This window comes from Paenibacillus sp. 19GGS1-52 (assembly GCF_022369515.1).
Lineage (GTDB): Bacteria > Bacillota > Bacilli > Paenibacillales > Paenibacillaceae > Paenibacillus_AQ.
In genome coordinates this window covers 5,330,272-5,346,799 of record NZ_CP059724.1, presented here as the reverse complement: position 1 = coordinate 5,346,799, position 16,528 = coordinate 5,330,272, and the positions used below count along the sequence as shown (strand labels likewise).

Annotated in this window: 13 protein-coding genes; 12 read left to right on the top strand and 1 reads right to left on the bottom strand. The window is 45.6% G+C overall.

Annotated features, from left to right (window positions below; all coding sequences use genetic code 11):
* Window positions 1-153 precede the first annotated feature (153 nt).
* The 12 genes from H1230_RS24715 (at window position 154) to H1230_RS24660 (ending at window position 14,778) form a co-directional block, all read left to right on the top strand.
* A complete protein-coding gene (locus tag H1230_RS24715) occupies window positions 154-1,389 on the top strand; it encodes an FprA family A-type flavoprotein (RefSeq protein WP_239712496.1) in 1,236 nt (411 codons plus the stop codon).
* A gap of 32 nt (window positions 1,390-1,421) precedes the next feature.
* Window positions 1,422-2,597: an NAD(P)/FAD-dependent oxidoreductase gene (locus tag H1230_RS24710; protein ID WP_239712495.1), complete on the top strand. Its 1,176-nt coding sequence runs from the start codon at window positions 1,422-1,424 to the stop codon at window positions 2,595-2,597.
* A gap of 2 nt (window positions 2,598-2,599) precedes the next feature.
* Window positions 2,600-2,767, top strand: coding sequence for a rubredoxin (rd, locus tag H1230_RS24705; protein ID WP_239712494.1), 168 nt, complete (start codon window positions 2,600-2,602; stop codon window positions 2,765-2,767).
* Window positions 2,768-2,800: 33 nt separating this feature from the next.
* The gene (locus tag H1230_RS24700; RefSeq protein WP_239712493.1) at window positions 2,801-3,508 is read left to right on the top strand and encodes a Crp/Fnr family transcriptional regulator; all 708 of its coding nucleotides are present in this window, start codon (window positions 2,801-2,803) and stop codon (window positions 3,506-3,508) included.
* Window positions 3,509-3,626: 118 nt separating this feature from the next.
* A complete protein-coding gene (locus H1230_RS24695) occupies window positions 3,627-3,845 on the top strand; it encodes a hypothetical protein (RefSeq protein WP_239712492.1) in 219 nt (72 codons plus the stop codon).
* A 38-nt stretch (window positions 3,846-3,883) separates the two neighbouring features.
* Window positions 3,884-4,132, top strand: a complete 249-nt coding sequence (locus H1230_RS24690; RefSeq protein WP_239712491.1) for a hypothetical protein — start codon at window positions 3,884-3,886, stop codon at window positions 4,130-4,132.
* 19 nt (window positions 4,133-4,151) lie between these two features.
* On the top strand, window positions 4,152-4,493 hold the full coding sequence (locus tag H1230_RS24685; protein ID WP_239712490.1) for a cupin domain-containing protein: 342 nt from the start codon (window positions 4,152-4,154) through the stop codon (window positions 4,491-4,493).
* Between the two features lie 19 nt (window positions 4,494-4,512).
* Complete coding sequence (locus tag H1230_RS24680; protein ID WP_239712489.1) at window positions 4,513-4,959, top strand: V4R domain-containing protein; 447 nt, start codon at window positions 4,513-4,515, stop codon at window positions 4,957-4,959.
* 294 nt (window positions 4,960-5,253) lie between these two features.
* Window positions 5,254-5,613 (top strand): response regulator, encoded by a 360-nt coding sequence (locus tag H1230_RS24675; RefSeq protein ID WP_239712488.1) that lies wholly within the window; start codon window positions 5,254-5,256, stop codon window positions 5,611-5,613.
* A 278-nt stretch (window positions 5,614-5,891) separates the two neighbouring features.
* Window positions 5,892-8,387 carry a sensor domain-containing protein gene (locus tag H1230_RS24670; RefSeq protein ID WP_481857189.1) on the top strand — a complete coding sequence of 832 codons (2,496 nt, stop codon included), beginning with the start codon at window positions 5,892-5,894 and terminating at the stop codon, window positions 8,385-8,387.
* Between the two features lie 135 nt (window positions 8,388-8,522).
* The gene (locus H1230_RS24665; RefSeq protein WP_239712486.1) at window positions 8,523-11,348 is read left to right on the top strand and encodes a glycoside hydrolase family 3 protein; all 2,826 of its coding nucleotides are present in this window, start codon (window positions 8,523-8,525) and stop codon (window positions 11,346-11,348) included.
* Between the two features lie 217 nt (window positions 11,349-11,565).
* Window positions 11,566-14,778, top strand: coding sequence for a glycoside hydrolase family 2 TIM barrel-domain containing protein (locus H1230_RS24660; protein ID WP_239712485.1), 3,213 nt, complete (start codon window positions 11,566-11,568; stop codon window positions 14,776-14,778).
* 430 nt (window positions 14,779-15,208) lie between these two features.
* Here H1230_RS24660 and H1230_RS24655 read toward each other — a convergent pair whose 3' ends face one another.
* Window positions 15,209-16,270 (bottom strand): LacI family DNA-binding transcriptional regulator, encoded by a 1,062-nt coding sequence (locus H1230_RS24655; RefSeq protein ID WP_239712484.1) that lies wholly within the window; start codon window positions 16,268-16,270, stop codon window positions 15,209-15,211.
* Between the last annotated feature and the right edge of the window lie 258 nt (window positions 16,271-16,528).

The window sequence follows — 16,528 nt, the reverse complement described above, 5'->3', positions numbered from 1 at the left end:
TAATCCTTCACGATATAAAGCGCTTTCATTATCTGTTTCTGTTTATAGTTCTTCCTGATTAATAATTGAAAAATTTGATTTCAATCCTCTTTCCAAAAGCCAGAGAGGAATACAATCAATTTGTAGATAACATTATTTCAGGAGGTTATGAAGATGGAAGCAGGATTTGAAATCGCGAAGGATATTTACTGGGTCGGCAAAATAGATAAGCGTGAGGTACCTTTTCACCGCCTTCTCTTAACTAAAGGCACTACGTACAACTCCTATTTGCTCAAGACTGGCAAGCCGACAGTTATTGATACCGTGGATATGGAATTTGGCAGAGAATATGCAGAGCGTATAGCTGAGTTAATAGATCCGTTGGACATTCAGTATATTGTGATTAATCATACAGAACCTGATCACTCCGGCGGTCTGGCTGCACTCGCCTCTAAAGCTACGAATGCTACTATTGTCTGCACGGAAATTGCTGTGCCAGAGATTCAACAGATGTACAAGCTGCAGCACCGTGATTTTCTGGTGGTGAAGGATGGCGATCAGCTTGATATCGGCGGGAAGACACTCCTGTTCAAGGAGACTCCGTATCTTCATACGGAAGAAACGATGATCACCTACTGCATGGAGGATAAAATATTATTTCCCTGTGATATCTTCAGCACACATGTGGCAGTGAATCAGCTGTTCGCGGATCAAGCCAGCTATGATATCACAGAGGATTACATCGGTTATTATCAGGCCATCATTCATCCTCACAGAAGATATGTACGGACATTGATGGATGCAGTTAAGGATCTGGAGATAGAGATGATTGCCCCTTCCCACGGATTTATTCTGCGCAATGATATTGCCAAGTATATCGACCTTTATGCTACGCTCAGTTCCGAGACGACCGAAGGTAAGAAAGTCGCGATTGTCTATGTAACGATTAAGAATAGTACCAAGAAAATGGCGCATATTCTGCGGGATTGTTTTCAGGAAAACAATATAGAGGTTGAGCTATGGGACGCCGATAAGGCTGAAGAGCAGGATATCCTGAACAGCATTGCAGCAGCCGATGCGGTATTCATTGGAAGTTCGACCAAATACGCTGACATGACCGGAAATTTGGAAAGCATTTTACGTAAGCTGGGGTCGCTGAATCTGGATGGAAAGCTGGCTGCAGCCTTTGGTTCCTATGGTTGGAGCGGGGAAGCGATTGAAGTCGTGCAGGACTATCTGAACGGAACTACGATGACAGTACAAAGCACTTCGCATGTAATCAAAACAACAGGAATGACTCATGTGGAGTTTCCTATTCGTGTTCGCTTCTCCCCTAAAGAGGAAGAACAAATTCGCAAGATCAAAAACGCTGCCGAATTCGTTTCTGATCTCCTGCTCAGTGCCATTTAACCAACATCAAGAGGAAGAGGAGAAGGATATCGATGACGGAGAAACATTATGTTATTGTCGGCAGCGGAGTTGCTGCTGTTCATGCCGCCAAAGCAATCAGGGATCATGACGGTGAAGCGGCCATCTCTATTTTTGGGGAGGAGAATACTCTTCCATATAATAGAATCAAACTATCCAAAGGATTGTTCACAGATTTGCACAGCGAGAAGATATTAATCAAGAAGGAAAAATGGTATCAGACAAACAACATTAAGATCCAACACGGAACAACCATTACTGCGATTGATCCCAAGGATAAAGTAGTTGTAACTACAGATGGACAGGATGTTGCCTACCATAGACTGCTCCTGTGCACAGGTGCAAGTAACCGGAAGCTGCCCATAGCCGGAGCCATGCTGCGCAATGTCCATAATATTAGGGATTTAAACGATGCAGACCAGCTCAAAGACAGCTTGGTGAATGGCGATCGCATCTGTGTAATCGGTGGTGGTGTGCAGGGCGTAGAGACTGCCTGGTCCTTTATCGAAGCTGGTTATGCGGTAACGATTGTGGAAGCAGCCCCCCGCCTAATGGGCCGACAGCTGGATGAGCAGGCTTCTAATATACTATTGCAAAAAATTCTCGAATTCGGAGCAAATGTCCGGCTGGGACTGGGTGTCAAATGTATTACAGGAAACGATTGTGTGCAGGGTGTGGAGCTGGAGGATGGTTCCATTCTGCCTTGTGAGCATGTCGTATACTCGATAGGGATTGTACCGAATACGGCCCTTGCAGGTCAAGCTGGTATTGGGGTGCAGGGTGGTATTCTTGTGAATGAGAATATGCAGACGAGTGATCCTTCTGTATATGCTGCAGGTGATGCCGCTGAATTTCAGGGTCGGGTGGAAGGATTGTGGGGCGGTGCAATGGAGCAAGGAAGAATTGCTGGAATCAATATGACCGGCAGCTCTATTGCCTATGAGCGTGCAGTTCCTGTCACTTTGTTCAATGCTTTTGAAATGTACCTGTTCTCTATCGGTCTAGTGGATGAACAGCAATGCGACACTAGTGTTGTCCCTACGGATAGTGAATCGTATACTCGAATATTTATAAAGGATGACTTAATTGCGGGAGTGATTTCATTTCAAGGTGTGGCTGCTTCCCTTCCCTATAAGACAGCGATTGAACAAGGGACCAAGTACGATACATTCAATAATAAGGAGAGCTAACTATGACAAAATATATATGCCAGCCCTGCGGATATATCTACGATCCAGCATTGGGGGACCCTGACGAAGACGTTATGCCAGGTACTACTTTTGAAGATCTGCCCGAGGACTGGGTCTGCCCAGTCTGCGGTGAGGACACCAGCCATTTTGCGCCTGTTGAAGATAAATAGTAAAGCCAGAAAACCAAGAAAGAGGTGATAAGGATGACAGTAAGTTCCTGCCAGCATTCCAAGGAACCGTGCACCCGCAAGGTTCCGATCTTTGCTTCGTTATCTGATGAGGACTTGGCCAAGGTTAGCGCGATGATCAAGCATAAGAAATTCAGCAAAGGACAAGCATTGATATTGGAGGAGCAGCCTTCAGATACGTTATATATCATTCAGCAAGGACAAGTTAAGCTGCTGAAAATTACACCACAAGGCAAGGATCAGATCCTGCATATCCTCTCGACAGGTGATTTTTTTGGCGAATTGAATATCTTTAATAGTGATGAATTAAGTAACTTCAGTGCCTATGCACTTAAAAATACAGATATCTGCATGCTGACCAAAGACGATATGGAGCGACTTATTCAGGAGAATCCGGACATTGCTTTGAAGCTGCTTAAGACGATTACGAAAAGACTGGCTCACACCGAGAATTTAGCACAAAGTCTGGCTACTAAGGACCCAGAAATCCGCATCGCTTATATGATTCTGGAGCTTGGGCATAAATACGGCAAACAGGGCAAGGAACAGGTTAAGGTAAAGCTTCCTTTGTCGCGTGAAGAAATGGCCAATTACGTCGGTGTAACTCGCGAAACCATCAGTCGGAAGTTTAGTAAATTTGAGCAGATGGGTGTAATTGAGATCAATGGCCAACGAGAAATTACGATCCGCGATATGCAGAAGCTGCACGAATATATCGATTGAATTTTGAAAGTGAGAGAGTGCCAAATCTAGTGATTCAAAACACATAACGGAACATGCAAAGACCTTATACTCAAGTAGTGATAATCATTATCAATGAGTGAAAGGAGATGTTATAGGTATGAGTATAACAACAACTGATGAGAAGCCAGCACATCTGTTTCCAGCTTCTCTTGGTAAAACCATATTACGACCTGGTGGAAAAGCTGCAACGGAAAGAATATTGGAGGCATGCCACATTACTTCAGATACGTTGCTGCTTGAGGTAGCCCCTAATATGGGAACAACCGCCATTCATATAGCCTTGATCCGGAGGCTGAAGAAAACCGTGCACGTCTGAATGCGCTTAGGAAATCGCTTTTTGTTCACGCACAGCCCATGACAGAGTCAGCCTGGAGCACCCTTTTTAATGAGGCCGGATTCAGCGAAATTGATGTTCATACGGGCAAAATGACACTGCTGTCCTTAAAGGGACTTATTATAGATGAAGGCTGGGAGGGTACTCTCAAGCTACTGGGTAACGCCAGCCAGTACGAGTATAGCAAGCAACGTTTATTAGAGCTTATCAGTACTTTTGAAGACAACAATGATTTTTACGGACATATTACTTTTGTTGCGACCAAATAATGAAATGGAGGTTTTTCTAATGGAAAAACAAGGGCTACAAGCAGTCAAAGACTATAATGAGGACAAATTCACGAAACGGATTGTGTTCAAAAATGGTGAGAGTGTTGTATTTGTACTCAACTTTATGCCAGGACAGAAACTGCCAACACATCAGCATCCAGGGACTGCCGTATTTATTCTTGTGCTTGATGGTGGCGGAACGGTCACGGTAAATGGAGAAGAAACGCTCCTGGTTAAGGATGATGTTATTTCTTGCGAGGGCAACGAGCAGTTCTCTTTTAAGAATACGGGAACTCTTCCTACAAGTCTCTATGTTGTACTAAGTAAAATCCCCGACGAAAGATATGCCCAGAATATATAAGTGGGCTGGTGCTGAGATAATGGACCATTTTACTTTTGCAGATATGAAGAAAATTAAGCGCGAGAATTTAGGGGATGTTGTCCCCCTGGAGCTATTTAGAACGATAAGGCTGATTGGTCTATATCAAGCGCTGCCGGCGAATGGAAAAGCTACGACAGTGACTATAGGCCGGAAAATCGGTGAAGAGCTAGGTGTTACAACAGTTACTGAATTATTCGAGTTATTCGAGAATTTGAAAATAGGCATTCCGACGATTCTTAGCGAAGATGAGAAAGGGATGACGGTCGCTGTACATGATTGCTTCTGCGAAGGGCTGCCGGTTATGGAAGGCAAAATGGTCTGTGATCTGGAGGGAGCTATTATGGAAGGAGCGCTTACCAAAATGCGGGGGAAACGTGTTTCCGTCAAGGAAGTAAAGTGTAATGTTCATGGTGATGATTATTGTGAGTACCAAGTAAGGTATTGAGTTCTATAAAAATATAGGTTTCCGGGAAAATGTCCGGGGCCTTTTTTGTTGTTTGCATGCACAGAGGGTCGCATTCGCGAAGTCTGAGGTTAAATCGAGGAGAGGAATAATTTTGTTTAGCCCTTTAATCTTGCAATTTTGTAGGAATCTGCTCCTAGTGGAGTCTTGAAAGGTTTGTCGAAAATAGGAAGTTAAGGTGATAGGAAATAAGACCTAGACGCTCTCATAATGAGGGGATAAACTATATTAATATTAAAACTGATTTCAAGCTGAAATTTTTGAAGGAGGATTCATATGACTAAAGTATTGATTGTGGATGATGCTGCTTTTATAAGATCACATCTTAAGCTGTTGCTGGAGAGTAATGGCTTCGAGGTAGTTGGGGAAGCTGAAAATGGAAAAGAGGCTCTGGGGAAAATTCAAGAACTGAGGCCGGATATCGTCACTCTTGACATAACTATGCCTGAAATGGACGGGATTGAATGTATGCTGGAGATCAATAAAATGGATTATTCCCCTGTTGTAATCATGATTTCTGCATTAGGACAGGAATTGGCTGTGCAGAAGGCAATAATGAATGGTGCCAAAGGATTTATTGTAAAGCCATACAAAAGTGAAGCTGTAATAAAGAATTTGAATAAGTTCAGAATATAACTTAATTGAATACTTGATTGTGACCCTACATAGCTATTGGATGTTCAAAATGCCTTGGATGAATCAGCTATCGTAGAATTTTCCGGTCCATTTTCAGTTGGGATGTACGAAAGGACAGAGATAGTTCTTCTCTAAACCTTTAAATGAAAAAGAATTCAAGAAATTTTAATTTAGAGAGACCATTCATGTATAATTCGCCTGTATATTTAAAATTTAATATGTTAAAATCAAGGGGATTTAGAACACATGTATTCATATGAGGAGCCAATATAATGAACATGTATTCTGACAACGATAGTCAAAATGTAGATGGAAAGTTGGAACGAACTCTTTTTGAACTTGATGATATTATTTATGCATTAGATGAATCCTCAATCGTAGCCAAAACGGATGCTAAAGGTGTAATTACCTATGTCAACGATAAATTCTGTGCCATTTCCAAATATACCAAAGAAGAGTTGATCGGTAAAACTCATCGAATTATTAACTCTGGGTATCATCCTGGGGAATTTTTCCAAGAGATGTGGCAAACTATTGCGCAAGGAAACATCTGGCAAGGGGAAGTTAAGAATAAGACTAAGAATGGCGAGTACTATTGGGTAGATACGACAATTATTCCTTCTCTGAGAAATGGCAAACCTTTTCAATATATTGCCATTCGCTCTGATATTACTGAACGCAAGCAAGTGGAGGGAGAATTAAAACAGACTCTAAAAGAGCTGTCTGATATCCAATATGCCTTGGATGAATCAACGATCGTAGCCAAAACAGATGGAAGAGGAGTCATTACTTATGTGAATGATCGATTCTGTGAGATTTCTAAATACTCACGAGAAGAATTGATTGGGCAGACTCATCGAGTCATTAATTCCGGGTATCATCCTAAGTCATTTTTCCGCGAGATGTGGCAGACCATTGCTCAAGGGAATATCTGGCGAGGGGATGTTAAGAATAAGGCGAAAGATGGCAACTACTATTGGGTGACAACAACGATTGTTCCCTTCGTAACAGAAGGAGAACCCATTCAATATATTGCCATTCGCACAGATATTACAGATCAGAAGCGGAATGAAGAATTGCATCGTGATCGTGAAGAATTACTGTCCACGACGCTGAATTGTATTGGTGACGGAATCATTACGACGGATCAATGGGGAAAAGTGACCTTTTTAAATCCGGTTGCCAAGGCTATTACAGGCTGGAGTTTCGAAGATGCGGAAGGCCTTGATATTTCTGATTTGTTCATGCTCATTAATGAATATACCAGAGAGCGAGTAGAAAATCCTATATATAATGCCCTTCGTCAAGGCAAGAGCGTGGGGATTGATATCAATACCCTTCTAATTAATAAAAATGGCGTAGAGATTCCAATAGATGATAGTGCTGCACCCATTACGGATAGTAATGACAAGGTGATCGGCGTTGTTCTTGTATTTCGTGACATGATTGAGCGTAAACGCTACGAAGAACAATTGAAATATAATGCTTTGCATGACATGTTAACAGGGTTGCCCAATCGCAGGCTTTTTAGAGAACGTCTATCGAATGCCATTATTCATGCTCAGCATAATCAAGAGAGTATTGCCGTCTTGTTTCTTGATTTGGACCGCTTTAAATTTGTGAATGATACCCTAGGACATGATGTTGGTGATACCCTACTGATCAATACAGCAGATAGGCTATTAAGAATTGTGGGTACAAGAGGCATGGTTTCAAGAATTGGTGGTGATGAATTTACGATCATCCTGGTGAAAATTACGAAAGAAGAAGTTGCTGAAATAGCCCAAAGGATTGTTAGTGTATTCTCACATTCTATTGTCAATAAGGTGGAGGAAATCACCCTCACGTTGAGTATCGGGATTAGCATGTATCCACTCGATGGCGAGGATTTAGGAATGCTAATTAAGAATGCTGATACAGCGATGTACTTTTCCAAAGAAAAGGGCAGAAATCTATACCAATTCTTCACCTCAGATATGAACGAGATCCTTAACCATAAACGCATTCTTGAGAACGCTCTAAGTTACGCCATTGAACGAAATGAACTAGAGCTTTATTTTCAACCCAAATATAATTTGACTACAGGCAGAATTACAGGAGTGGAGGCTTTGAGCCGCTGGAACCATTCAGAAAGAGGGATTATTTCCCCAGTCGAATTTATCCCCATCGCCGAAGAGACAGGTCTTATTGTGTCCATAGGAGAATGGGTTCTTCATGAAGCCTGCAAACAACTGAAACAATGGGAAAGACAATTTGAATTGTTGTTGCCTCTTTCCATTAATCTGTCCAAACGGCAGTTCTATGATAAGAACTTAATCTCAACGATTACACGTATTCTGGAAGAGACCGGTGTGAACCCTCATGATTTGGAGTTGGAAGTCACTGAAAGTATTATGGAAAGAGCGGATGACGGTCTCGTAATATTAAGTCAACTTAAGCAATTGGGTTTCATCATTTCAATGGATGATTTTGGGACGGGTTATTCCTCGCTAAGTTATCTTAAGAAACTTCCCATTGACACGATGAAGATTGACCGCTCATTTATTAATGAGACAGATACAAATCATATCGATTACAAAATACTGACAACTATTATTCGCTTAGCCCAAAGTATGGAGATGAATATTATTGCCGAAGGCATTGAGTCCGAAATACAGCAGGCAGCGCTGCTAGAGTTAGGGTGTACGGAAGGGCAGGGATTTCTTTTCTCCAAGCCTTTGAATATAGAGGATTTCAATAAATTTTATAATGAGGTGAACATTGGCCGAAGCTAATACATTAAAGCTTTAGCCAATAAGAATCTCTAATTATGACCTGATTTTTATTTCAATTGTGCAGGTGTACTTGGCAGCGCTAATCTTTTATGATTAATGAAACCGCTATCAAATAGACCGAAGGAGCGATTGTAGATGAAGTCAACTGCTACATATCCATTTCAACAAATTGATGTACCCCTTAATGAACGAGTACAGGATTTGCTCTCCAGATTAACTCTTGCTGAAAAAGTAAGCCTGATGCCTCAGTATCAAGCTGCCATAGAACGGTTGGGTGTTGGTGGCTACAAGCATGGCACAGAAGCAGCGCATGGGATTTCCTGGCTAGGTAAAGCTACTTCTTTTCCGCAGCCAAGCGGACTAGCTTGCACCTGGAATCCAGAGCTGCTGAAAGAAATCGGGGCGGCCATCGGAGATGAGGCCAGAGCCTTTTATAAGAAGAACCCAACGGTAAACGGCCTGACGTTATGGGCGCCAACGGTCGATATGGAACGTGATCCACGCTGGGGCAGAACAGAAGAAGCTTATGGTGAAGACCCGGAGCTGACCGGCCGCTTGAGTACCTCATTGGTGCAAGGCATACAAGGTGATCACCCTGTGTATTTGAAAGCGGTAGCAACGCTTAAGCATTTTCTGGGCAATAACAATGAGATTGATCGCGGAGTTGGCTCATCCAGCATTGATCCACGCAATATGAGAGAGTATTATCTGGAAGCCTTTAAGCCTGCATTTCTTGAGGGTGGCGCTCAATCTATGATGACCGCTTATAACTCGGTGAACGGGGTACCCGTTATTCTCCATCCGGCGGTAATGGATATTGTCAAAGGCGAATGGGAAATGGATGGATTTATCGTCAGTGATGCAGGAGATCTGTTCGGGATTGTTAAGGATCACAAGTATTACGAGTCGTTTGCCCAATCGATGGCGGAATCCATTAAGAACGGGATCGACAGTGTGACCGAGGAGACGGACGAGACCATCAAAGTGATCCACGAAGCATTGGACCAAGGGCTGCTGAATGAAGCGGATTTGGATCGTGCGCTAGCGAATACCTTCAGAGTCCGCTTCCGTCTAGGTGAATTTGATCCTGAGGAATTGAATCCTTATGCCGGAATTGATGATTCTGTTGTACTCAGTAAAGAGCATACCAAGCTCTCGCTTGCGGCGGCGAAAGAGTCTATCGTTATGCTGAAAAATGAAAATGAGACCTTGCCACTTAGCAAAAGTAAACTGTCTAAGGTAGCGGTTATCGGACCCTTGGGCGATGAAGCTTTCAGAGATTGGTATTCTGGAACATTGGCTTACGGAGTGACCCCCTTGCAGGGTGTGATCAAGAAGCTGCCTGGCAAGCAGGTTGCTTTTGCGAGTGGGGCAGACCAAATTATTCTGACTTCGGCAGCAGACGGCAAAGTATTAGGGATTACCGGTGAGGATGGAAGGTTGGCCGTGCTAAGTGATACGCTGGAGCATGGAGAATTGTTGCGCCATACGGCTTGGGGGTGGGCTAGTCATACGTTACAGTCCACCAGTCGGGGACAATATGTAACACTGAGTGAAGCGGAGACGCTTACGGTATCGGCGGATGAAATTTATGGCTGGTATGTGAAGGAAACCTTTAATCTGGTGTCGGACGCGGAGGGTGCTGTAACTCTGCGGACTTGGAATGACAAATTAATCTCCATCAATCCAGACAATGGCACACTTCAGGTTGCTGATCCGGATGCTGCTGTGGGTGCTCATTCTTTTAACAAGAACATTGTTGTTGATGGTCTGCAAGCTGCAGTTGAAGCGGCGAAGGCTGCTGAAGTGGCCGTGGTATTCGTGGGTAACCATCCTTTGATAAATGGCAAAGAGGAGATCGACAGACCGGATATTGTACTGCCGGAGGAGCAGGAGAACTTGGTCAAAGCCGTTTATACAGCTAACCCTAATACGGTTGTAGTTATCGTCGGCAGTTATCCAATCTCCTCCTCGTGGATCGACGAGCATATTCCGGCGGTATTATATACCTCGCATAGCGGACAAGAGCTGGGCAATGCAGTGGCCGATGTGTTGTTCGGAGACTACAGCCCATCCGGTAAACTGAATATGACCTGGTACCGTTCTGTGGAGCAGCTGCCAGATCTTTTGGATTACGATATTATCAAGGGTAAAAGAACCTATATGTACTTTGACGGCGAGCCGCTGTATCCCTTCGGCCACGGGCTGAGTTACGCACAGCTGTCATACAGCAGCCTGCACTTAAGTTCTAAGGAACTGGAGCAGGATGGAACCCTGAATATTTCCGTTCAGGTTGAGAATACCGGAGCCGTCGATGGTGACGAGGTTGTTCAGTTGTATGTTCAAGCCTTAGCCTCCCGGGTCAAACGTCCGATCAAGCAGCTGAAGGGCTTTGAGAAAGTCCATATTGCTGCGGGTCAGTCACAGACGATTGAATTCGCATTGCCGGTGGCTGAGCTAGCATTCTGGGATGTCACCCGTGAGCAATATTGTGTCGAGAATGGAGAATATGCCATCTTGGTGGGCCGTTCCTCGGCGGATATTCAGCTTACCGAGAAGGTAAGCGTTCATGGTGAGACCATTCCTGCCCGCAATCTGTATGTCAGTACTCCAGCGGAGAACTACGATGATTATGAAGGCGTATATCTAGATGAGTGCAAGGCAGGCGGAGCTTCCATCCATCCGGTTAAGGAAGGCGCTTGGATTGCGTTCAATGATGTGCTTTTGGATAAAGGTGCAGTAGGATTTGAGGCATTGGTATCCTCGGTTAAGGGCGGCAGCATCGAGATCAGAACGGAGAGTCCTGCAGGGGAATTGGCGGGAACAGTGAGCGTACCCTCGGGTGGAGTGCAGAAGTGGGCAAGCGTGGTGGCTGAAGCTACTATTAATGCCGCGACCACCAATGTCTATCTGGTCTTTACAGGCGAAGTTCTGCTTAGTCGCTTTCAGTTTAAGAATTAAGATGGGGAGTTAAGAGAAACTTCTTCATTTCAAAAGTTAGTGAAACTAGCAAGTCTCCGGTCAGTGGGGGCTTGCTAGTTTTTTTGTCTGACCTCTACAAAGGTTTTTTCAACAAAAGGAGTCGGTTTTATAAATGTCGCTAGCTGCCCTTCTTAACTATGATTAACAATAAGGCACACTGTGTCTTTAGTTCATTTTGGCGGAGGAGAGTAGTGAAATGACAATCAGGGCAGAGTCGCTTCCTGTATGGGAAGATTTAAGTATACTGGGAATCAACCGCGAGTTGCCGCGGGCCGATATGATTCCGTTTGAGAATATAGAAAGCGCTATCATCGGCAAAAGAGAGCAATCGCCCTTCTATCAATTGTTGAACGGAGAGTGGAGCTTCTATTATGCGCCAGCACCTGGCAGTGTGCCGCAGGGCTTCCAGCAGCCGGATTTCGCTGCTGCACAATGGGACCGGATAGCGGTCCCCGCCAACTGGCAGCTGCACGGATATGGACAGCCGCATTATAGCAGCTGCCCGTATCCTTTTCCCGTAGATCCGCCGCATATCCCTCATCTGAATCCAACTGGCTGCTACTGGACAGAGTTTCAGAGGAATGAGAAATGGGTGGGCAAGGATATTACTCTGGTATTTGAAGGTGTAGATTCTGCGTTTCAGGTATGGGTGAACGGACAGCTTGTGGGCTACAGCGAGGGAAGTCACTATCCCTCTGAATTCAGAGTGACGGATCTGCTGCAGCCGGGAACGAATCTATTAGCCGTTGAGGTCTATCAATGGTGCTCGGGCAGTTATCTGGAGAGTCAGGACAAGTGGCGGCTCAGTGGGATTTTTCGTGATGTCTATCTAATGGCTCGTCCGATGGTTGGTATAAGAGATGCTGCAGTGAAGACGGTGCTGCTGGAGAACTACACCGTAGGGGTATTGGAGACCACTATAAGTGTGGCGAACAGGGGCAGACAACTGGAGAAGTCATATTATCTTCGGGCTGACTTATTGGACGAGGCTGGCGAGATTGTTTTTGCGGAGGAGGATGAACAAGCCTTGCAGCCAGAACCGCAGCGGGAGATCAACATTGTAATCCAATGGACGGTCTACGCACCTAATCTATGGACAGCAGAAACTCCGTATTTGTACTCCTTATTGTTGACAATGTATGACAGTGAGAAGAAGGTGCAAGAGGTGTATAGGATCGCCGTAGGCTTTCGTGATCTTGTCATCGCCGAAGGCCGGATGCTGGTTAACGGTCAGCCGGTGATCATCAAAGGGGTGAACCGGAACGAATTCGATGCTAGGACTGGTTTCGTAATTGCGGTGGAGGACATGGAGCGGGATATTGTCTTGATGAAACAGCATAATATCAACACGGTCCGCCTCGCGCATTATCCAAACGACAGCCGCTGGCTGGATCTCTGTGACCGCTACGGCTTATATGTGATCGATGAGGCCGATCTGGAAACGCATGGCTTCGCGCTGACCGGTGAGAAGGTGAATCAGGAGATTCCCGGCTTTGCACGCGGGGCGGCTGAGAGCTTCCTGTCCAAGCATCCTGATTGGCGCGAAGCCTATATTGACCGCGCCCGACGGATGGTGGAGCGGGATAAGAACCATCCTAGCATAATCGTCTGGTCCCTCGGCAATGAATCCGGCTATGGGCCGAATCATGACGCCATGGCCGAGTGGGTGCGTTCGGCTGATCCGACCCGTCCAGTACATTATGAACGGGCTTATGATGCCGAAATCGTAGATCTCGTCAGCTCGATGTACCCCTCTGTAGAGATGCTGATCGCGGAAGGTCAGAAGCAAGACCCCCGCCCCTATTTGATGTGCGAGTTCGGCCACGCAATGGGTAACTCGACAGGCAATCTGCACGAATATTGGGAGGCGATTTATACCTATCCGCGGTTGCTGGGAGGACTGATCTGGGAGTGGAGAGATCTGGCCATTCTCAGATGGGAAGAAGGGCACAAGAAGGGAACCAAGGACGAGGAGAAGACGAAGCAAACGAAACAAACGAAGGGGAGGGAAGAGGAAGAAGGAGGGTATGCCTATGGTGGGGATTTCGGTGAGGAGCCGCATGGCGGGACCTTCTGTCTCGATGGTCTGTTGTTTCCCCACAGCACGCCGAAGGCAGCGCTACTGGAATATAAGAAAGTGATTGAGCCGCTCAAGATCAAGTGGATAGACAAGGCGAGAAGCATCCTGGAGATCCATAACCGCTATGATTTCCTTACTCTGGCCCATCTGCGCGGGGTATGGCAGTTGTTTAGGGACGGTATAATTGTAGACACGGGAGAGTTGCCCGTGCTTCACACTCTAGCCGGGGAGTTTGAGCAGGTCTTGATCCCGCTTAATGAGACTACGCTGAACGGAAAAGGTGAATTTTGGCTGCGTGTCACGTTCACTTTGCGCAGCGCTACACTCTGGGCGGAGGCTGGGCATGAAGTGGCCTGGGCGGATCTGCTGCTGGGGAACGCTGGAGCTTCCGAGCCTGTCCAAATGGTCGAACTCACAGAACTCACAGAACTCACAGAACTCACAGAACTCACCGAGCCCACTGAATCTCGCTTACAAGTGGAGGAATCCCGAACGGAGATTAGCGTGAGAGGGAGAGACTTTTGGGTGATTTTTAATAAAGAGTCAGGAAAGCTGGCAGAGTGGGAGCATAAGGGTGTTAGCCTGTTGGCTTCCGGTCCGATAGTGAATTTATGGCGCGCTCCCGTGGATAATGATGTTCATCTGGCCAAAGAGTGGGTAAAAGCAGGCTACGATCGTCTTTGTTCAGATGTAAGGGAAGTATCTGTTCAGGATTTGGGCGCTAAGGGCTGCCGTATCTCGGTCCATCAAATGATGGGTGCAAGGGGAGCAACGTTGGTGTGCCGTTCAACAATAATCTACACTCTGTCAGTTACCGGAACTATCCATATGCAAATTGATTTCGAACCACTGAAGGAGCTGCCGCCATTGCCGCGCTTTGGAGTGGAGCTGGCCATGCCGGATAATTTCACAACGATGTCTTGGTTCGGACGTGGGCCTCATGAGTGCTACTCCGACCGCAAGGAGAGCGGGAAGCTGGGCATTTACAGCGGTTTGGTACAGGAGCAATTTGTTCCCTACATCAAGCCGCAGGAAAATGGCAACAAAACGGATACCCGCTGGGCAGTGCTCAGTGATAGGCAGGGGAATGGGCTGATGTTTACAAGTGAGGTCCTATTTGATATAAGCGCTCATCATTATTCAACACAGGATATGTCCACGGCTACCCATGTGCATAAGCTGAAGCGGCTGGACCGCACGATTGTGAAGCTGGATGCTGCCCAGAGCGGGATCGGTAATCATAGCTGCGGTTATGCGCCAACGCTGGAATCTTATCTGCTGAAGGCAGTGAAGCGTTCGTTCGCAATTACGATGCAGCCGGTGTTGTAGATGAGTCAGCGATTTCCCGTACTGTGGAGAGATTCAAAAGTTGACCTTAGAGCCACATTATTGTGGCCTTCTTTCAAGAATAGGGTATACCATTGGATATAGAGGGAAAATCTCCCGCTAATCCTGCCCTTTAAGGCTTCCAGACCGTAATAGAGGGAAATGCTCCCTCTAATATGGATTATTAATTGCTATATAGCGATATTCCCAGAATTTATAGGGAGATATTCCCGCTAATTCCTGATTTCGAGCAATAATTGGCTAATTAGAGGGATATTTTCCCTTTATAATCAAACCCTCTGAGTTTAGTAAATGAGTATTTATGATACGGTGTGATTTACATTTCCATATTAACAGTTGAAAAGGCCACGAACCCCCTAAAGGGTTTCATGGCCTTTTTGTTGTGCACTGTATTCGATTCGTTATACGTACGTTATACGTTCTGTTCAGCTGCAATCACAGCCGCAGGGGCTGCACAGGACAGCCGCTCTGTGAAGACGGTATCCACCACCGTCTTTACGCTGGTGCGGCTGTTCTCACTAATGGAGTCTACGAGTAAGTCTACCGCGGTCCGGGCTAAGAGTTCTTTTTCCACATGAATGGTGGTTAGCTCGGGCGAGACAACGATCGATTCGCGTATGTTATCGAAGCCGATGACGGAGACATCTTCAGGGACATTCAGCCCAAGCTCCGCCAGCGTCTTCATCACACTGATGGCAATATAATCATTCTCGCAGAATAACGCTGTCGGGTACCCGCCTGTAGCCTGCTTGTACACAGACAGCTGCTCTTTGAAAGATTCCTGTACGGAAAGAACCGTGGGGGAAACAGTGAACACGCGTGAGTCTGGCAGATCTACATTTAAGTCCTTCAAGGTGCGTTTGAAGCCGCGTTTGCGCGAGTCAAAGTTGTGAATCCGCACAGAGGAGGCGACGTAACCGATCTCGCGATGGCCAATGTCGTGCAGGTGAGTAGCTGCCTGATGAGCGCCCATTACGTTATTAATCTCGACAAAATGAATCGGGAGCGTCTCGTACAGAGTGTCGAGCACCACGAGATTTGGCATTCTCGCCGCTATGGTGGCGATTTGCTCCCGGCTAAGATTGGTGCCGAGCAGGATCACACCGTTGCCGGAATTCTCATCGGCGATCAGTTCGATATCACGCTCGAAAAATTCCATATCTACAGAGGAGAAGAGCATGGAATACCCCTTGGAGCGAGCCCGCTCCTCTGTATGTTGAATCAATTCACGGAAAAAGGGCTGCTGATAGTAGTCCTCCAGTACAATCCCCGAATTAGTGAAGGCTAGAAAAAGCAGCGTCTTTGCTTGTTTGGCTGGAGCAGCTGGTTTAATCCGGGCGGCATACCCCGCATCCTTGGCAATCCGCAGAATCCGGTCACGCGTCTCGGAGCCGATTCCAGGTTTGCCGTTTAAGGCCAAAGAGACTGCCGCTTTGGATACATTTGCTATCTTCGCAATATCTTCCATCCTCATGGGTTGATTCTCCATTCGTTCATCAAAATTCCTGTAAACAAGTTAATTTTACTACTAAACTTAAGTGAAAATCAAGCTTATCCGTAATTAGATGTAAACTTAATATATTCGTTTGTTAAGCTTGAATTAACTAAAATATTCTTTTAAATCAATTGACGGAGCTAAACTCTGGTGATATTATGGGTTTAAAGAGGGGAATCACTGAACTTAAATCACAAAGTTTAGTTTAGTTAATTGTATATTTAGTTAAGTTCCTGC